The sequence below is a fragment of the uncultured Shewanella sp. genome (assembly GCF_947495455.1).
In the GTDB taxonomy this organism is placed as follows: Bacteria; Pseudomonadota; Gammaproteobacteria; order Enterobacterales; family Shewanellaceae; genus Shewanella.
Window position 1 is genome coordinate 45,953 of record NZ_CANLZC010000009.1, and the last position, 18,589, is coordinate 64,541.

General features: G+C 39.7%; 15 protein-coding genes. 3 read left to right on the plus strand and 12 right to left on the minus strand.

Translation table 11 applies throughout. The features are described from left to right. Window positions 1–10 precede the first annotated feature (10 nt). Both Q0791_RS04430 and Q0791_RS04435 read left to right on the plus strand, forming a co-directional pair. A complete protein-coding gene (locus Q0791_RS04430) occupies window positions 11–1,225 on the plus strand; it encodes an MFS transporter (protein ID WP_299003206.1) in 1,215 nt (404 codons plus the stop codon). Between the two features lie 14 nt (window positions 1,226–1,239). Further along, entirely contained in the window at window positions 1,240–2,010 is a 771-nt protein-coding gene (locus tag Q0791_RS04435) for a methyltransferase (RefSeq protein ID WP_299003209.1), read from the plus strand. A gap of 104 nt (window positions 2,011–2,114) precedes the next feature. Here the strand turns inward: Q0791_RS04435 and Q0791_RS04440 are convergent, their stop codons facing one another. From Q0791_RS04440 to Q0791_RS04490, 11 genes are all read right to left on the minus strand, one after another. Then, window positions 2,115–4,379, minus strand: a complete 2,265-nt coding sequence (locus tag Q0791_RS04440; protein ID WP_299003211.1) for a prolyl oligopeptidase family serine peptidase — start codon at window positions 4,377–4,379, stop codon at window positions 2,115–2,117. Further along, window positions 4,372–6,768 carry an ABC transporter permease gene (locus tag Q0791_RS04445; RefSeq protein ID WP_299003214.1) on the minus strand — a complete coding sequence of 799 codons (2,397 nt, stop codon included), beginning with the start codon at window positions 6,766–6,768 and terminating at the stop codon, window positions 4,372–4,374. The genes Q0791_RS04440 and Q0791_RS04445 overlap by 8 nt, the downstream gene beginning before the upstream one ends. Next, window positions 6,765–7,463 carry an ABC transporter ATP-binding protein gene (locus tag Q0791_RS04450; RefSeq protein ID WP_299003216.1) on the minus strand — a complete coding sequence of 233 codons (699 nt, stop codon included), beginning with the start codon at window positions 7,461–7,463 and terminating at the stop codon, window positions 6,765–6,767. Before Q0791_RS04450 ends, Q0791_RS04445 begins: the two co-directional genes overlap by 4 nt. Before the next feature lie 10 nt (window positions 7,464–7,473). Continuing rightward, window positions 7,474–8,703 carry an HlyD family efflux transporter periplasmic adaptor subunit gene (locus tag Q0791_RS04455; RefSeq protein ID WP_299003218.1) on the minus strand — a complete coding sequence of 410 codons (1,230 nt, stop codon included), beginning with the start codon at window positions 8,701–8,703 and terminating at the stop codon, window positions 7,474–7,476. 9 nt (window positions 8,704–8,712) lie between these two features. Beyond that, entirely contained in the window at window positions 8,713–10,815 is a 2,103-nt protein-coding gene (locus Q0791_RS04460) for a peptidase domain-containing ABC transporter (protein WP_299003221.1), read from the minus strand. Further along, window positions 10,802–11,506, minus strand: coding sequence for a hypothetical protein (locus Q0791_RS04465; RefSeq protein WP_299003223.1), 705 nt, complete (start codon window positions 11,504–11,506; stop codon window positions 10,802–10,804). Before Q0791_RS04465 ends, Q0791_RS04460 begins: the two co-directional genes overlap by 14 nt. A 4-nt stretch (window positions 11,507–11,510) precedes the next feature. Next, window positions 11,511–12,557 (minus strand): radical SAM protein, encoded by a 1,047-nt coding sequence (locus tag Q0791_RS04470; protein ID WP_299003226.1) that lies wholly within the window; start codon window positions 12,555–12,557, stop codon window positions 11,511–11,513. A 91-nt stretch (window positions 12,558–12,648) separates the two neighbouring features. Continuing rightward, window positions 12,649–12,813, minus strand: a complete 165-nt coding sequence (locus tag Q0791_RS04475; protein WP_299003228.1) for a hypothetical protein — start codon at window positions 12,811–12,813, stop codon at window positions 12,649–12,651. 107 nt (window positions 12,814–12,920) lie between these two features. Continuing rightward, window positions 12,921–13,106, minus strand: coding sequence for a hypothetical protein (locus Q0791_RS04480; protein ID WP_299003230.1), 186 nt, complete (start codon window positions 13,104–13,106; stop codon window positions 12,921–12,923). 104 nt (window positions 13,107–13,210) lie between these two features. Then, window positions 13,211–13,837, minus strand: a complete 627-nt coding sequence (locus Q0791_RS04485; protein ID WP_299003233.1) for a LuxR family transcriptional regulator — start codon at window positions 13,835–13,837, stop codon at window positions 13,211–13,213. Window positions 13,838–14,148: 311 nt separating this feature from the next. Beyond that, entirely contained in the window at window positions 14,149–16,428 is a 2,280-nt protein-coding gene (locus Q0791_RS04490; protein ID WP_299003236.1) for a winged helix-turn-helix domain-containing protein, read from the minus strand. A 233-nt stretch (window positions 16,429–16,661) separates the two neighbouring features. On the opposite strand from Q0791_RS04490, the gene glmU reads away from it, so the two are divergent. Beyond that, window positions 16,662–18,026, plus strand: a complete 1,365-nt coding sequence (gene glmU / locus Q0791_RS04495) for a bifunctional UDP-N-acetylglucosamine diphosphorylase/glucosamine-1-phosphate N-acetyltransferase GlmU (protein ID WP_299003238.1) — start codon at window positions 16,662–16,664, stop codon at window positions 18,024–18,026. An 87-nt stretch (window positions 18,027–18,113) separates the two neighbouring features. On the opposite strand, the gene Q0791_RS04500 is transcribed toward glmU, so the two are convergent. Further along, window positions 18,114–18,542, minus strand: coding sequence for a hypothetical protein (locus Q0791_RS04500; protein ID WP_299003240.1), 429 nt, complete (start codon window positions 18,540–18,542; stop codon window positions 18,114–18,116). Between the last annotated feature and the right edge of the window lie 47 nt (window positions 18,543–18,589).

Consider the following 18,589-nt stretch of genomic DNA (forward strand, 5'->3'; position numbering starts at 1 on the left):
AGGAAATTCTATGACTCAGTTATCGGCTAGGGTGTTTATTTTTAGTATCTTCTTATCTTTTTTTGCGACCCAATTTTTGCTTTTTGCGATTCCGTTGGCAGTATTAGGGAATGGCGGAACTGTGTCTTCTTTGGGGGCATTATTGAGTATTGAATGGCTTCCAGTACTATTTGCTTTTCCGTTATCTGGTTTTTTACTTGCTCGAATGAACGGCGTGTATATTGCTAGAATTGCACATGTTATTCGAGCCGGATTGTGTTTGCTTTGTTATCAATTGTTGATTGTTTTTCCTGATTTCTCGTTCTTTCATTTGAGTATGCTAGCTGGCTCATGTGCTTTTTTAATGGGTTTTGTACGTATGTCATCTGACTCTGTAATATCACAAGCCTTTAAGGGGGATGAGGAAAATATGGCCAAGCACCATTCTGGATTACAAAAAGCAGAATTAGCCAGCTTACTTTTAGGGGCGAGTTTGGCGGGTACTATCAGCATATGGATAAGTAAAGAAACCTTACTTTTGGTGGCTGGGGGGATTTTTATATTGGCGTTATTTGTCACCCTTTTGGTGCCAGCAAGCCGATCAGTTAAGAAAAATCCTAAACCGTTTTGGCAAGGTATTCGTTTTGGTGTCGGTTATATTTATCACAATAAAACCTTAAAAGGGATAGTGGCTATTAATTTTTCCCTTAATTTAATGATAGGAGTCATCATAGGGTTAAACCCTATAGTGGTCACGCAAGTATTTAATCAAACTGATGCTTATTTAGGTTATTTAAGCTTCGCTGGCGGAATTGCTAGCCTTATTGCTCTTACTTGTATTCCCCTCTTTCTTAAAAGAGTGAGCATGCAAATGTTAGGTGGTATTGGGGCTTCTCTATGTATTATTGCAGGCTTAAATATGGTAATGGCTTTTAATTACTACAGTTACCTTCTTTTATTTGTTCTCTATTTGATGGGGCTTGCGCTTTATAATATTTATAATCGAACAGAAAGAGCAAAAGTTATTCCAACAGAAGATTTCGGTACGGTAATGGGCGTTTTTTACGTATTAAATTTAGTTTCCTTGCCGCTTTCTGGTGGAGTGATTTATTTAGCTGCGGAAAAGTTAATGCCCCTAAACATCATCTTGTTTGTTGGAATGCTGACGTTAGTATTATCACTGTCTGTTTATATGGCATATTTACGCCCAAGAAAAGCAACACCTGTGTCAACAGCAAGCTTATAAAAAGGAACTTTAATATGAAAAAAATATCAGGATTATTAGCCTGTATAATATTCGCCACAACAACCGGGCCAGCTTTTGCCAATTTAGAGCCATCGACGGCATTGGCATTAGATGCAATATTAGAATCACCAAAAAGATCTAAAGAAGATAGTGTTAGAGATCATAATCGTCTTCCAAAAGAAACCTTGGCCTTTTTGGGGTTTAATGAGCATATGAAGGTATTAGAGTTAATGCCTGGAAAAGGTTGGTATAGCCAAATATTGGCTGGTGTGTTGAAAGATAAAGGCACTTTATATACGGCCATTCGAACGGGAGGAATAGAAAAAAGGCAAGCAAATATTGAGCAAGATTTTGGGCCTTTTCAAATATTGAATGTGGAAGCTCAGCGTCGTGTTGTGGATTTCACTCCTATTTATGAAGTGCCAAAGTTTTCTTTGCAAGTTGAGCCTTTGGATATGATTTTGACATTTAGAAATTATCATAATTTATCTTTAACAAGCCGAGAACATGTCAATAAAGCCGCATTTTCAGCGTTAAAGCCAGGTGGTGTCTATGCCATTGTTGATCATACCCGTAGGCACATGGAGGCTGATAATAGCGAAAATCGTCGTCGAGTCGACCCGATACAAGTGATTAAGGATGTACAAGCGAGCGGATTTGTATTCTCGGATTATAGTAAAGTGCACTTTAGAGCTGAAGACGAATTAAAATATGAGGTTGGAGATAAAAATGTGACAGGAAAGAGTGATAGATTCACGCTTAAATTTGTCAAACCTGTTTATTAAAGGATTGCTCACCTCGCTTTTTACTGCTTGATATATTTACCATAAAAGTGCTTGTATTGAATATAATATAATACAAGCACTTTTATTTGGCTGCTATTTTTGATTTATAATGCTTTATTGCACTCTGAGAGTAAATGTTCTTTGAGCCAATCGGATTGAACCTTTAATAATGTTTTTAAGTTTTGTCGCTGTTTATAGTGATGCCCTTCATTAGGTAACATTAGTAATTGAGCTGGGCTATTGTGATATTCTAAGGCGTTAAATAACTGTTCCGATTGTAATGGCATGGTACCGGGGTTTTGATCTGCATCACCATGTATCAACAATAAGGGTTGAGTTATTTTATCGGCTAGCAAAAAAGGCGATTGTGCCAAGTAGTTATCGCTTGCTTCCCACAAGGTGCGCTTTTCTGATTGAAACCCGAGTGGGGTCAATATACGGTTATAGGCCCCACTGCGAGCAATTCCCCCTATATAATGGTTTGACTTTGCTAAGGTTGATACCACTGCATTCGCGCCAAATGAGTGGCCCATTAATGCAATGCGCTCAGCATCAAGCATGGGCGATTGCTTAATTAAATCATAAAGCCTATCTGAATTGTGGGTATTAGTATTTAAATCAAATAGATTATTAGCTACTCGATTAGGCGTTGTTTCTTGTCCTGTCATATCGAGAACGGCGACACAATCTTGTAATGCCACAAAAGGACTTTGTGCTGACAACATGGCGGGTAGCGCTTGATATTTAGGGTCTGGATAGAGCCAGACTAAAACTGGCCAAGGTGCCTTCCCTTTATTGGGGAGGTAAACTTGCCCTGTTAGCCCATCATTACCCTTTAACTGTATATTTTTATAAGCACTCATATTAAATTCATTGATTTCGCCCCAATGAGATAGCTGTGTTTCATTTTCATGGGTCACCCACCAATAGCGATTAGATTGCATTTTATTCGTTGAGACAGCCAAAAAAGAGGTTGAGTCATCTAGGTTAGGGCGATATAACACATTCCAATCGATATTGCGGTCAAGCTCCGTCAATTTTGTTGTCATGGAGGCATATCGCCACAAGGTGTCAGCGGGGTTGAAAAACCAAACTTGGTGTTTACTATCCATTTTCAACAACCGACGTCCATCGGGTAAATGATCGACCTTAGGATTGCCAGGATCTTGACTTGGTACCTTATAATCGTAAAGACTCAAGGGGATATTTTTGGAAAAATCAGCGTTAAATAGTGTCCATTTGAGTTGATGACTCTTTGCTATCCAAGTCGCCACTAGCATTTGGCTATTTTGAGTTTGATCCCATTGGTAAACTCGCCAGTTAAATTGTGCCTTAGTTTTTGCCTCTGTATTAAAAGGAGCGGTTAATTGCAGGTATTCATCCACGGGACTATCATTTGTCGGTGATTTCTCTTCTAATGCGCTGATCCAACCTAAAGTCGCTTTTTTTTGAGGTAACCATTGCACCAGTCTTGAGCCTAAAGCAGCCTTATCACCGCTGTTGGTTCTGGGTGTTAAGTTTGGAATAGGGGTTAAAGTCTGCTGGTTTTTCATGTCGATGACATAATAGTGCCTTGCTTGTCTAGCGAGGGTGAGTGAAGCAGATAAGTTGTCATCTAGCGCTGTGATTAATAGATAATCTCCCTGAGGAGATAGGCTAAAATTTTCAACAAGACCCGACCATAGTGGAGTTTGCACGCCACTTAGACTGAGCTTGATTAATGTCTGCTGCCAATGGTGGGTGAACAGGGCTTTTTTATCGGGTGTATTAAGTAAGTCGCGATAAAGCCGACCTTGTTGTACATTTTGGGCGCTTCTTAGCTGAGCCGCCTTTTGTTTTAATGTGTTTTTTTTACTGCTGCTGAGACTTCTCACGATAACACTTTGGCTATCGGCTGACCATATCAGGCTGGCCTGTTTAGTGACCCCATTAATGGTTAAATCTGACCAAGGGTGCCAAGATGCCGTTGCAATATCGTATCGCCATAATGTTAGTTGCTTGCCTGTTAATATTACGGCGGCTAAATAGCTGGCATCAGGTGAAAATTTAATTTCAAGTGCTAGCCCTGGTAGTGCTATCTCTTGTTGTTGAATGGGGGCCGATAAATCAATCAGGGCAGCGGATCGATAAAAACTATCATTAAAATCTAAATACCAATCATTATGATAACTCCCCCCTAATAAATAGTGTGTTGCCTCGGGTAAATTCGGATATTTTTCAGGCGCTAATAACAATATCTTGTTCTTAGTTGGTGCGACTAATATTGTTTGTTGTTGTGGTATATCAAGTAGGGCCTCCTGCCAAGCCTCTGCTTGACTATAGTAAGAAGCCAGTATTAGGCCGAAAAATAAGATCAGTTGTTTAGTCATTGTGAAGTGCCTTAATGGGGTTAGCTTGGATGACTTTTCGTAATGGAATAAAACAAGCGAGGGAAGCCAGCATTAAAATAATGCCAATGACTAAGGCAGATAATGACCAATTCAGGCTAAAGATAAGTTCTGGCTGAGTGCGAACATAGCCTGTGATGAAAAAGATGATTGATGTCGATAAGATCAGGCTGGCTAAAATGGGTTGGGTGAGTTGTAGCAGCTGTGATTTCAACAAACCTTTGAGGCTAGCACCGAAGGCTAAATGTACACCGAGATCATATTGCTTCATTTTCACTAAATAGCTCACAATACCGAAGATACCAGCTGTTATCATTACCAAAGAGCAAGCTGCCAATATCGAAGCGATAATTGCGGCGAATCGGGATTGACTACTTATTTCGTGAAAGTCATCTGTCACTTGGCTATAAGTAATAATGTCTAACTTGGGGTGAACATTGGATATTAAAGCGTAGACTTGTGCTAAAGACGGAGGCAATAAATTCGGATCAAGTTGCAGTAATAATACCGCATCCCTAGTGCCTTTATAGGGTCTAGGTAAATAAACCTCTGCTATTTCTTGCTGTGAATCACCAGGGAAATAGGTATTCGCCACTACACCTTTGACTTGATAAAGTGTGCTACCAAATTCAAAGCTAATTTTTTGTGCCGTGATGGGTTTGGGTAGCCGTGAGGCCAAACGTTCGTTGATTAAGGCAACGGGGGCTAAACTATCGATATCAGCCTCAGTAAAAGGTTCACCTTCAACACTTAATCCATAAAAATCTAGTTGTTTAAGATCTTGTTGGATAATACGTGCTGAGGCCACTACCTCACCTTTAGCATTTTTAATGCCACTATAGTTAAGTTCGGCGGGTAATCTGGCTTCTGAACTATAACTGATATCGATGATTTCATCTAATGCGGTGAGTTCGCTAATGACGCTGCGATATAAATTATTACGCTCTTCTTTTGAGGCTATTTCAGCTAAATTTAATGTCAGTGTGGCGAGTGACTCTGTGTTGATTCCTGTGGGGCGCCAAGCCTCGGAGAGGGTTTGATGCATGACTTGGCTACAGGCAACCAAAGTAAATAGCGATAACCCAAGTTGTAAGCCAATTAAGCTATGGCTGATACCTGTGCTAATTTGTTTGCCTGTGCCTTTACCGCTGCATTGTAAGTTTTTTTGTAGGTGATCGTAATTGATACTGCCTAATTCTGCCCAACTAAAGACTAAAACTAGCAGTGCGGCGGTTAATATGACAAGCATTAACACTGGTAGGTTGAGGCTCAATTCATTTAGACGGGGTATACTACCTGCTGCCAATTCACTGATCAAGCCAAAGGCGGAAAAGGTCAGTATTAAGGCAATGCCAGTTGCGACAGATACTGTGGCGAGATTATGCTTAACTATATCTAAAAATAATTGACGACGACTGGCACCAAAGGCGGCCGCTATGGCCTTTTGCTGTGTGCGGCCAACGGCTCTGGCCAACTGCAAGCTACTCAAGTTGATAATACCAATCAAGGTCAGCAGTAGCGCGCCACCCAATAACATGAAGACCAGCTTACCACTGTCTCCCTGTACCGCTTTTATATAGGAGGTCACCTTGGCACTGACGGGGGCTCTTTTCACGATTGTAGGAGTATGGATCTCTGCGGCTTGTGCCATTAAACGGGTAAGCTCCTGCGTCGCAGTATTAACATCTTGACCTTCTTGCAAACGTATCACTGCTTTGAGATCGCCCGCATAGCCACCGAATGTCTTAGGGTTGAGTTGTTCATCCATATCGAAGGGAAGCCAAATAGCTTTGGCTGCTTCGGTTGATTGCGGTAAGACTAAGTCGGGTTGAGTCACACCTATAATGGTAAAGCTACGTTGATTGAGCATAGTCTTTTTGCCAATGATCTCAGGATCGGCATTAAATTGTGTCTGCCAAACCTCATAACTTAATATGGCCGAAGGCTGACGATTCCCCGCAGCTTCTGTAGTACTAAATAATCGGCCCATAAAGGCACGAGTGCCCAAAATATCAAATAACTCATGGCTCGCCATAATCACGGGCACATCAGGGCGAGAAAGGAGTCCTGTTAACTTATACTTAGACCAGGAATAGTAGGCGCCTAAGCCCGAAATGCTATTCGAATTGGTGCGAACAAAATCTAAGTTATTGTGATTGGTCATAGGGGCTTGGGCACCTTGGTATTCCATGGTGCCTTCGAGCCAATAGAGTTTGTCACTCTCATCGTAAGGGAGAGGCTGCCAATAGACTAATGACATCAAGCTGAAGACGCTGAACACCATAGCCAGCATTAAACTTAAACTACCAATCACAGTAAGGTAATAATGCTTACCTTTTGCAATGAGCTGCAGTACTTCTTTTAAACTCATGCTGCCGCCTCCACTACTTTTTCTTGCACTACCTTACCATCGAGCAAGTGGATTTTACGCTGCGCCTGATCCGCATAACGGGGATCATGGGTTACTAGACAAATGGTGGTACCTTGGCGGTTTAGTTCACTAAGTAAAGCCATTACCGCATCACCATTGGTTGAGTCTAGGTTACCTGTAGGTTCATCAACCAATAAAATTCCAGAATCAGCGGCTAAGGCGCGGGCGATAGAGACCCTTTGCTGCTGTCCACCCGAGAGTTGATTCGGATAAAGCTCAGCCTTATCATTGAGGCCGACTTTATCTAAGCACTCTCGTGCTCTTGAGATGCGCCTATTTCTCTTTATTCCTTGATAGCGTAAAGGTAGGGCAACATTCTCGGCTATGCTTAATTCGTCAATCAGGTTAAATGATTGAAAAACAATGCCAATACGCCGACTACGCATTTGTGCTCTCTGTTCACTGTTTAGATCTGAAATGTTTTGGCCATCGATGCGGTATTCACCTGCATCGGCGGTATCGAGTATGGATAGAATGTTTAATAAGGTAGATTTACCACAACCTGAGGGACCACAGATGGCGATATACTCGCCCTCATACACTGAAAAAGACACCCCATTAAGCACCTGATGACGTTGTTCACCGGAACCGAAAGATTTTTGTAAGTTTTCAATTTGTAATACTTGAGTCTGCATTTTTCTTTCCTTAGTGTATGAGCTGTAAGCTTTCAGTGTCTGGATAAAGATCAAGTGCGGAAATAATGACCTTATCGCCTGCAGTTAATCCTTTTTTAATCTCAATTAAACCGTCGGCACTCTTGCCAAACGTTACATTAGTTTTTTGTGCAGATACATTATCCCGCATCAAGAAAATACTGTCCTGACTATCAGCAAAGATCCCCTTGGGTTGCTCTAAATACAGTACATTCTGTCGACCTTGCCCATAAATCACGACATCAACGGTTTGCATGGGTTTTATGTTACTGTTGATATTATCGGGTAATTCTATATCTATCATCACGGCACCATCTTCTACCACGGGATCGATACGACTTACTTGACCAGTAACAATGCCGTATCGACTGTCTATATCCGCTTTAGCGCCCATGTTGATCAAACCGACTTGTAGCTGTGGTACCTTGATTTGCGCTATCAAAGGATTGAGGCTACCGACTAATGCCAGTTCCGTACCGGCTTGGACTGATTGTCCTAAGCGCACGGGAAGTCGCTGCAATACACCATTGAGGCCAGCTTTGACCTCTAAGTTATCAAATTGTAACTGTATTGATTCAAAGTCAGAGCGCGCCTGATTGATGGCATCGTCAAGGAGTTTGAGTTGTTGTTCATGCACATGGGTAAGTTTAGTGATTTGTTGTTGCAGGAGATTTTCACGGTTTTTTAGTTGGCGTGATTTCACTTGGCTGCGTTTAAATTCCATTGCCGACACGATACCTGCTTTTGCTAGGGTGGTCTCAGCTTCAACTTGAAGAGTAGCAAGTTCAGCCTCGGCGTTGACATCGGACAATAATACTTCTTGTGCCAATTTTTCTCGCTGCTGTATTAAGTCCTGTTTATTTCTATCGGTAATGGCGTTTTGCAGCTTTGTCTTAGTGGTTTGTAATTTCTGTTTTAAATCTGGATCTTTGAGCTTTAATATTACTGTGTCGGTTGTAACAATGGCCCCAGGCTTAAGTAGGATGGCATCCACTATGGCTGAGTCACTGGCGCTGATAAGCCTTTGATTCACTGATTCTAAACGACCATAGCCGTCGACTTTTTGGGTAAAAGTACCGCTACGTACTTCGGCAATTTGTATCTCCTCGGCATTAATAAATTGTCTCGGTTGAGAATAGCCTATCGCCCAACCCGCAATACATAAGCTGACAGAGGTAAGGCCAAGACTGGTATAAATCCATTTTGCTTTTTTTATCATCATCTCTAATCCTTATGCGGCTATTTCTTGTCTATTTAATTGATGTAAGTCAATGATCCTATCTGCACTGGCAATGGTTTCTTGTCTATGTGCCACTGTGATACGGGTGATTTGTTTTCGTTTTAAATATTGATTCACTTTCGATTCTGTAACGTTGTCGAGGTGACTGGTCGCTTCATCTAAAAATAGAATTTTAGGTTGGGCATAGAGGGCTCTGGCCAATAAAATACGTTGTTTTTGCCCGCCAGAAAGTGCACTGCCTAAATCACCGACTTGGCTGTGTAACCCCATCGGCATGGCCTGAATATCATCCCAGATAGCGGCGCCTATGGCGGCTTCCTTGACTCTTTCAATATCGACGTTAGCTTCAAAAAAGCTGATGTTTTCAATGAGTGATCCATTTAAAAGCTGATCGTCCTGCATCACTGTGGCGCATAATTGTCGAAAGGACTTAACCCCGAGTTGCTCGATGGAGGCGCCATCGATGAACAACTCACCCTCTTCGGGTTTTATCAGTCCCATCATGAGTTTTAATAAGGTAGTTTTACCTAGGCCTGATCGACCTGTGATCACCACAAATTCTCCTGCGGCAACAGAGAAATTTAACCCTCGATAAAGCCAAGGGGTGTTCCTGCTGTATCTAAAATGGATATTACGTGCCTCCAATGCCCCTTTTGGTTGCTGAAGTAATACTGCGCTGGATGTCGAACTCTCGGTTTCTTGCATCAAAATATCTGACATGCGTCTAAGATAGGTACCGGCTAATCTAAATTGGAATAGGTGATTAACTAAAGATTGGGTACTATCGGCAAACTGCTGCCTGTAAGCTAAGAAGGCCATAAACATGCCGAGAGAGATATGGTTATCAAGGATTAATGTGGCACCGAACAAGACGATAACTAAGTATTCGGCTTTATTAATAAATTGAGAAAAAAGATCCGATAAAATGACAATCTTTTCTCGTTGAATACTGGCATTAGTGGAATCGGCGAATAGATTCATCCAATTCGCAAGGCGAGCATTTTCTTTTGCAAAACACTTTATGGGCATCATGGCACGCACGGTTTCAATAAAATGACTGTTCTCCTTGGCATAGGTAGATAAGTTTTGTTCTAAAATGTCATTTTCTTTATTGGTTAATTTAAATCGCCCTAAATATAATATGCCTAAAAAAAGGAGAGAGACCCAGGCTAGCTGAGGGTGGTAGCTAAACATTATGACTAAGGTGGTGATGCTGAGTAAACCATCGACAATGGCGGTAATAAATCCGCGACTAATGAGCCTTTGCACCTCGTTAAAGGCTTCGAAGCGAGATTTAATATCGCCTACATGCCGAGCTTCAAAGAAGCTTAGCGGTAAGTGTAATAAGTGGCGTTGAATATTTGCCTTTATTTGAAAACCTAAGGTCTTATCTAGGAATAAAATCGCGGCGGAGCGTATTGCTTGAGCTGCAATGGTAAAAATAAGTAATAGACTAAAACCCAAGAAAATAGACCAGAGTAACTCTGATTGTTCTTGTTGTACGCCGCGATCTATGATCAGTCGAATATAGTAAGGGGAGACTAAAAAAAGGGCCTGTAATATCAGAGCAACGGCAAAAATTTTACCCAACATCAACTTTAAGCCGTTGATACGGCCCACAAGCTTCAGTATAGGAATTTTTACTCGTTCATCTTGCTGTTCAAAATCTGAGGTGGGTGTAAGCTCTACGGCTATGCCAGTAAAAGATTGTGACACTTGTTCCCAATCTAGCTTTATTTTGCCTCTGGCAGGATCATGAACTACAGCGCCTCTGCTGTTGCAAGAAACGAGTGTGACAAAATGATTAAAATTCCAGTGAATAATGGCAGGCTTCTTAATACGCTCTAGTTGGCCTAAGTCTAGTTTTAATACCCTAGCGTTTAAGCCAATATCTGCCGCTATATCGATGATCTGTTTCACCGTCATGCCTTGCAGGCCAGCAGGGTATTTTTTTCTCATTGCTAACATATTGGTTTGATAACCATGATAACAAGCCACCATAGCGACGCACGCCATGCCACATTCGGCAACCTCACTCTGTAAAAATATTGGTAATCTTTGTTGAGAGAAGTGCAAATAATCAGTGATCGACATTGTTGCCCCTTACTAAAGCAAAAATATTACGCTGTTTCTCCCCTACGAGTAATTTAAAGTTCATCATGGGGCTAAAGAGCTGGGTATCGGGCGGACTGTCAAATTGAATACCAATATGTGGATATTTACCTGTGCTAAGGCTAATGACCTTAGCGGTGAAAATGGCATTATTCATTTGTATCTTGATGAGCTGCCCCAAGTGGATACTCGGCAATGAATTGGAGCTGGTAAAGGCATAGCGATAATTTTTCGATGGTTTTAATATACGGCCTATAGGTTGCAAGGGGGGATGTGTGGTACCAATAAGCGCCTCCGCAAAGTACTTCCCTTTTGTTGGCGCGTACAAGGTTTCAATTTGCCCTTGGGGGAATTGATCGTTAAATTGTCTAACTTGAGCGAGAGCTTGCCCTTTGTTGACTAATGTTCCCGAAGTGATTAATTGTTGTTCGATTAAACTGGGGGTGGCCGACATCAAAGGTTGAAAGTTACTATTTTGCAGTCTGATATCCACCCATTTTTCTGCCGATATGGGAATAAACCAAGTAATAATCAGCGCACAAACTATCGCCAGAATTAACAGGTAAAATGATTTCACTATGCTCTTAGGTGGCTCTATTACCACCTCACTGAATTCAGCCGATTTATATTGATTTTTTAGCGCTTCTTGACGAAAGAGTTTAAGTTGAGACATGTACTTAGGCCACTTCGATAATGGGAATGTTTAAGTCACCGACATGTTTTTTTAGCTTGGCTTTTTGGGATTTGGCTTGCTGGGATTTAAAAAAGCTGTGTGGGCAGCCTAGCTTCCAAGCATCTAAACCTTCAAAACCACTGAGCCAAGTTGAAAATTTCTCGTTAGCGACTTCTAATTTGCCATCGGGTAAGATTTTACCTATGTGGTTATGATCATCTTTTAATGCAACGGTACACTTGTTTAAGTTGCCATTGGCCCTGATTGCCAGAGAGTTTGGCTTGGCGGCATAGCAAATTGGTTTTCCTTTCTCTGCTATTGGGGCATATTGTTGTTGCAGCTCGGCGGCAACCTCTCTGGGTTTGCCAGCATCTAGAAGTGTGGTGAGTTTTTCTTGTTTTTCACCACCTAAATCTTCAATAGCCTTAAAAAATAGCTTGAAGCGTTTGTCATATTTTAGGTGTTGCTCATGTAGCTTGCAAAAACGATGCACACTAGCTTGATTCAATGCGGTGACATGGATCCTTAATGTAACTGTGAAATCTAAATCTGTATTGGAGGCATCTAACAAACGATTCCAGATCTTATCGAAACTGCCTTTGCCGGTCCGAGTTATTCTGGTGGTATCATGATGCTCTGCATCGCCATCAATGGAAATTTGAAAGTGAGTTTGTTTTAATTCGACTAAACGTGTCAGGGTGTTAACATCCAATAACAAACCATTGGTGGTGAGGTCACCTTTTAATTTTACATTGTTTTTTTTTGCGAGAGCAAAAGCATATTCAGCCAGCTCAAATAGAATATTTTTAGCCAGTAAAGGCTCACCGCCAAACCAATTTAAACTCAATACAGTTAATTGTGGGATTTTTGTCTCTAAAAATTGTTTTATGGCCTGAATCAGCCAGGGCTCCATCGCGCCAATGTTGAAATCTTCATAGCAATAGACACACCTAAAGTTACATTGCTCGGTCGGAAAGAGAATTAAATGGAAAACATTAGGGTTGAGAGAGGTGCTAAGTAAATTTCTTTTAAATCCTTTAATTAAATTCATGCCTAACAACCTTATTTTTTTGTGAAAATAAAAATTATTTAGTTTGCAAAATAATAAATTTATTTGCAAACTAAATATTTAATGCTATAAATTAATTGGGTTTAATTATAAGGCAAATACCATTGCCTTCATCTTCTAATGATTCTGGATCGATACCACCCGCAATTGCCTCTTGCAGCTCATCACTAATTTCTACTATTCCATCTTCATTAAGTTTGATTTCATCGGTTTTAATATTTTGTAATTTATCAGTCATTTTTATTTCCTTTTTATTATTTATTTAAGTCATTAACATCCGTTATGGATGAGTTTATTTAATATTAAAAAATGACTGCTGTTAACTGTCAGTTGTAACAGGCTGTATTATGCCGTTTGTTTTTTAATGGTTTGAGTCGGTAGTTCAGCTTGCTCAAATTGGCAAAACATGGAATTAGGATCTAGCATGCCGCCCACCATTTTATTGAGTGCATCTATGCTAGTAATTTCAATAAAGCCATCATCAGAGCGCACGGCATGAATAATATTATTGGTTGATTTTTTGGTATTCATAGTCATTGCTATCCTTGTTTTTTACTAATATTGACTAAGTGATTTTTCAATGACGATAAAATCAGGCTTAGGTTTTTGTAATTTTTTTGTTTGCTTCATATATTTCAATGTATTAGGTTGTATTCCTTACATAGTTGGATCAGATGTGAGCGATTGTTAGCCCCTGATTTTTGTAAGCAATTTTGAATATGAAAATGGACGGTTCTTTCACTGATATTAAGTATGCGGCTAATTTCCCATGAGGTCTTATTTGCCGCAGCCCATAGAACACATTCTCGTTCTCTTTTAGTTAATTGAAAATCTCTGCTGTTGATTGTTATCCTAATTAAGCAATTTTCTATGGCAGGAAGTAAGAGTTGCCAAAATAATAACTGTGCATCTTTTTGGTATTCAGTGGTAATATTATTTGGCTCAATGAGTAAGTATGCCACAAAGGGGTGGTTTATTTTAACACCGTAACAGTTTTCAAATGGTGCAGTGAATTTAAATACACAACTATTATCCATATCAACTTCATATAGTTTATCATTATTATGTTGTAAATTATATTTTAGCTGGTCGCTCGCATTTCCTATATCTTTTTTTAATAAATTGATGCGACTGCTAGGATTGAAATGAATATAGCAACTCGCGTAATTTAAATCCTGCGCTAAGGTACAGAGATAAATATGTAAACTCTCAATACAAGCTTGCTGCTGTAAGTGCTTTAAAATAGATTGTAAATATTGCATAGCTAAATACTCTGTTTGATTAATCTTCTTCACAGTTAGAGGTAAAGGGGCAGGAGTTTGGATATTCTGAATCTATAGCTTCGATTTTATCTGCAGCCATTGATATTGTAGATAAAGATAATAAAGAGGTTATGATCAATCGTGATGCTAGATTAATGATTTTTGTTGTTAGCTTTGGCACCAGGCTTTCCTTTTTTCATTTGCATTGAGTTAGCCCGATGTTGAGTAATATTCATCGATTAAAAAATAAAAGTTATGTGATTATTTTATTATTTTCGTCGTTTGGGGTGTAATTTTTTTGTGTCTGTTTCTCAATCGATTGCAGCTGAACTTATGATGTTTGAATACTGTTTCAGTGTGCTTTTAAAATTAGAAAAACCTTTAAAGAGAAACTTTTTTTGCTGTGGCTTGTAACTAAATTGATAACCTGAGATACGATGATCTAAGTCGATAGATTCAATTAAGTCTGTGGTGTTATCTAGTACTTTTAACTGGCTGTTTTCTCTATCTAGCCAATAAAGATAAGGTAAATCGACATACCAGCTAGGCTCAAAATCCATAAATAAGCTCACATTGAGTGCAAGAGGTTTACTCTCTAAACTATCAAGTGTAAATAATCGCCCATCAGCAGATGCGACAACGTAACCTGTTCCCGCTTTTTTTATGTCTCTGTAGCCTTTTAGTAATAAACGTGATGTTTTACTGCTCACCGTGTATTCAAAAATAGCCCAAGCGCCATTATGTTTCTTACCATAAAGTACGTCTATGCCATTGTTTGAGAACACGGCTCCGCCAGTATTTTCTTGTTCAGAGCTGATAAAGTTCATTTCATGGCTGTTTAAGTCAAATAAGGTGAGTCTCTCTCCTAGTTTTATTAATAATTGCCCTGTTGATGACTGTGCCAACAAGCTGATTTTATCTAAGCTTTGTAATAGTATACTTGCATCCGTGTGCTTATTTTTATGCCATTGTGTTAAGCTGTAACTGCCGTTAACTTTTATGACTTCGTAGTAATCTTGTGTTTGATAAGCTCGATAGTTTAATGAGACTGACTCTAGATTTCTGTCTACTAACGTCTGTGATCTTGCGGCCTTTGATAAATCAAGTTCGATATAATATTTGTTTAGCGGTTTTTGTATGTAAAGAAAAATATTTTCTTGATTGCTAAATACTTTTCTATATTTATTGTGATTATTAGTCAGTAAAATATCCTTTTTCTGGCTATGAATATTAATTTTCATTAGCTCAGAGTCTGTTAGAAACAGTAGGTTGTCATCGTCTAGCCAGGTGAGCGCTTTAGGCGAGCGACTATTAGGCATTCTGAGTATGATTTCTTTGCTGACGAGATCGAGCACATGAATTTCTTGCTGGTAATCGAGTTCATGAATTCTTATGTAAGCCAATAAATTTGCTTTGTTCGATAAACTACCAAGATAGTCGATATTGTAGTGGTTTTGATTAAAGGTAATTTGTTGCTGATTGACTATCCTTGAACCATTCCAGTCTAGCTTATAAAACAGGCTCTTTACTGCTTCGGTCTCGTCTATTAATGCAGCTAAGGCGGTATTGTCACTAATGGTAACTATTGCCGTTGCTCCTTTGATATTATTGAGTAATACTTGTTTTTTTTGCAAGTGTAAATCGCCATCAATATTCCATACTTCAAGCGTACCTTTACCTACGAGTGAGTTCTTTGATAATAAAATAGCTTGGTTATTTGGAGTAAAAGCCGCATAGTCTATTCGCGCTGAGTGTTTTTCTATGCTGATGGCTCTGCCGCTTTCGAGATCTTTAAGGTAAGTATCATATTGATTATCAGGATGTAATATTTGGTAAAATATGAGCTTTTTGTCATTAGATAAGGCCAGTAAATACGCATTCATGGGGAGCTGTATTTTAGATATTTCGGTTAATACTTGATCGCTGCTATTTATTGAGGAGTCAGCAGTATGATTGATTTCATGATTTTGAGCTTGGCTGTAAAGATTGTCTTTACTGATGTTGTAAACACCATTCGAGTGCTTGAGTGAGAGCATAAGAACAAGTATGAATACAGGAATAACCAACAAGAGAAAATAACTGCGTTTTTTGTCATGCTTTTTAGGTATTACTTCTTTTATTTCAGCTATTTTTTGTTCTTGTTCTTGTTCTTGTTCTTGTTCTTGTTCTTGTTCTTGTTCTTGTGTTTTAGGACTAAAAGAATGATGAACTTCAGTGTTGTTTGTGGTTTGTGATATCTGCGTTGTCAATGCTGATGTGTCAATTACGCTGCTTGAATGTTTATCTACGCTGAAATAAATCCGGTAACCACGTTTTGAAATAGATTTAATGATTTTTGGGTTGGATGTGTCTGCTTCTAAAATATTTCTGAGGCGGCTAATCACTCTACGGACGGTTGCATCAGAAACGATTCGATCGGCCCATACATTATCATGAAGCTCTTTTACTGTAATATAGCGATCGTGATTGTTGAGTAAGTAATCAAGTACCTCAATAAACTTAGGTTCAATGGAAACGATTTCATTATTCAGATATAAAAACCTATCTTGAGTATCATAGATGTGCTTCCCTAGCAGTACTTTTCCAATCACAGCCCTTACTTCTCTTGTTGTAATTTACAATTTAGTTACATAGGGATAGTACACGATTATATTTATTGTTCAAGAATATTTTATCTTTAAGTTCAATGTATTATTGGTATTTAAATTGAATGTTTTCTGATTAATGGTTGCGGATAATTTTTCAATCTTTCCATGGTTAGGTTACCATAAGCGCTGATTATCATTTTGAATCTTTATTCGTTTAAAATAAAAGGATCCCTTTCATGTCATTAAATGTTGTCATTCTTGCCGCAGGCAAGGGCACTCGTATGCGCTCTGATTTACCTAAGGTATTACATCCTATTGCCCATAAGAGTATGGTTCAGCATGTTATTGATACGGCAAAGTCTTTAGGCAGTGAAGCCATTCAATTAGTGTATGGTTATGGTGCCGAAAAATTAAAAGTGGCTTTAGGTGAGCAAGCCTTAAATTGGGTATTACAAGCTGAGCAATTAGGCACAGGTCATGCGGTCGCGCAAGCCAATGATAATATTGGTGATGATGATACTGTGCTTATCCTTTACGGTGACGTGCCGCTGATTCAAACTTCGACATTGAATGCACTCTTAGCGGCAAAATCAGAAAATGGTCTGGCGATTTTAACGGTGAGTTTAACAGATCCCACAGGTTATGGCCGTATCGTGCGCGAAGGCGGTAAAGTTGTCGGCATTATCGAGCAAAAAGATGCCAATGCCGAGCAGTTACTGATCCAAGAAGTGAACACGGGCATTATGGCGGTACCGGGTAAGCAGCTCAAAACTTGGTTGAGCCAGCTATCTAGCGATAATGCTCAAGGTGAGTATTACTTAACGGATATTATTGCTATGGCCAGTCGCGATGGTGTGGATATTGCCACTGCTCAGCCACAATCAGCCGTTGAGGTTGAAGGGGCAAATAACCGTGTGCAATTAGCACAACTGGAGCGCGCTTATCAAATGAGAGAAGCGGAAAAACTCATGCTTGCTGGCGCTAACTTACGGGATCCTAGCCGTATTGATATTCGTGGTCATGTCACTGTGGGTATGGATGTGATGATAGATGTCAATGTGGTGTTTGAAGGCACAGTGGCAATAGGTAACAATGTGACCATAGGTGCGGGCGCTATTTTAATTGACTGTGAAATTGGCGATAACGCAGTCATTAAACCTTATTCTATTGTTGAAAAGGCTAAGCTTGGTGTTAAAGCCAGTGCTGGTCCTTTTGCGCGTTTACGCCCTGGCGCGGAACTGAAAACCGATGCTCATATCGGTAATTTTGTTGAAATGAAAAAAGCCGTATTAGGTGAAGGTTCTAAGGCCGGGCACTTAGCCTATATTGGCGATGCCAAAGTGGGAGCTGGGGTCAATATAGGTGCAGGTACTATTACCTGTAACTATGATGGCGCCAATAAACATTTAACTGTGATTGAAGACGGTGTGTTTGTCGGCAGTGACACTCAGCTGGTGGCGCCTGTGACCATAGGTAAAAATGCCACGTTAGGAGCGGGTTCAACTATTACTAAGAATGTGAATGAGAATGAGCTAGTGATCACCCGTGTCAAACAACGCCATTTAAGTGATTGGGAACGTCCTGTAAAACAGCCTAAATAAATGCGAAATGGTATGAATTAGGCCTCAGAATGATAAGACATAAGTGAGTTATTTAAACTTGCTTATGTCTATCTCATTACCAGAAGTTTAATACTCAGTGGGTTCTGGCGCTTGAAAGGTTAAGCAAAATCTTCTATCACCACTTTCAACAGTATATTGGTTCGTTGCTGTGTGTTGATTATACTCAAGTATGAAACGTTCTTCATAGGCACCTGATAATTCCTTAAGCATATCGAAAGCATCTTTAACTTCTTGACTGGAAAAAGAGTAATTTTTGCCTTCTATTAATGAAGAATAAAACTGATGGTATTCAGTACTCGCTTTAATTAATGTCTGCAGTGCAATTTGGGCTTTTGCTTTGTCAGTATCACAAAACCACGCTTTAGTGGTTTCCCAAGCCTTATCAAAACTTGCATAACTCTCAGTTTTTAACAGTTTATCGACTTCTTCCTGACTGATCCCTGTTGTTCTATTCTGTCCTGAAAATTGCCCTGAAGTTAATGCCATTCCTGTCATAATTGATTCTCCAGTAAATCGGTATTCAGTGAGTGTTTTGGTGTATT

Coding starts and splice junctions, on each gene's coding strand:
- Q0791_RS04430 (WP_299003206.1), top strand. CDS start 11: ATGACTCAGTTATCGGCTAGGGTGTTTATTTTTAGTATCTTCTTATCT.
- Q0791_RS04435 (WP_299003209.1), top strand. CDS start 1,240: ATGAAAAAAATATCAGGATTATTAGCCTGTATAATATTCGCCACAACA.
- Q0791_RS04440 (WP_299003211.1), bottom strand. CDS start 4,379: ATGACTAAACAACTGATCTTATTTTTCGGCCTAATACTGGCTTCTTAC.
- Q0791_RS04445 (WP_299003214.1), bottom strand. CDS start 6,768: ATGAGTTTAAAAGAAGTACTGCAGCTCATTGCAAAAGGTAAGCATTAT.
- Q0791_RS04450 (WP_299003216.1), bottom strand. CDS start 7,463: ATGCAGACTCAAGTATTACAAATTGAAAACTTACAAAAATCTTTCGGT.
- Q0791_RS04455 (WP_299003218.1), bottom strand. CDS start 8,703: ATGATGATAAAAAAAGCAAAATGGATTTATACCAGTCTTGGCCTTACC.
- Q0791_RS04460 (WP_299003221.1), bottom strand. CDS start 10,815: ATGTCGATCACTGATTATTTGCACTTCTCTCAACAAAGATTACCAATA.
- Q0791_RS04465 (WP_299003223.1), bottom strand. CDS start 11,506: ATGTCTCAACTTAAACTCTTTCGTCAAGAAGCGCTAAAAAATCAATAT.
- Q0791_RS04470 (WP_299003226.1), bottom strand. CDS start 12,557: ATGAATTTAATTAAAGGATTTAAAAGAAATTTACTTAGCACCTCTCTC.
- Q0791_RS04475 (WP_299003228.1), bottom strand. CDS start 12,813: ATGACTGATAAATTACAAAATATTAAAACCGATGAAATCAAACTTAAT.
- Q0791_RS04480 (WP_299003230.1), bottom strand. CDS start 13,106: ATGAATACCAAAAAATCAACCAATAATATTATTCATGCCGTGCGCTCT.
- Q0791_RS04485 (WP_299003233.1), bottom strand. CDS start 13,837: ATGCAATATTTACAATCTATTTTAAAGCACTTACAGCAGCAAGCTTGT.
- glmU (WP_299003238.1), top strand. CDS start 16,662: ATGTCATTAAATGTTGTCATTCTTGCCGCAGGCAAGGGCACTCGTATG.
- Q0791_RS04500 (WP_299003240.1), bottom strand. CDS start 18,542: ATGACAGGAATGGCATTAACTTCAGGGCAATTTTCAGGACAGAATAGA.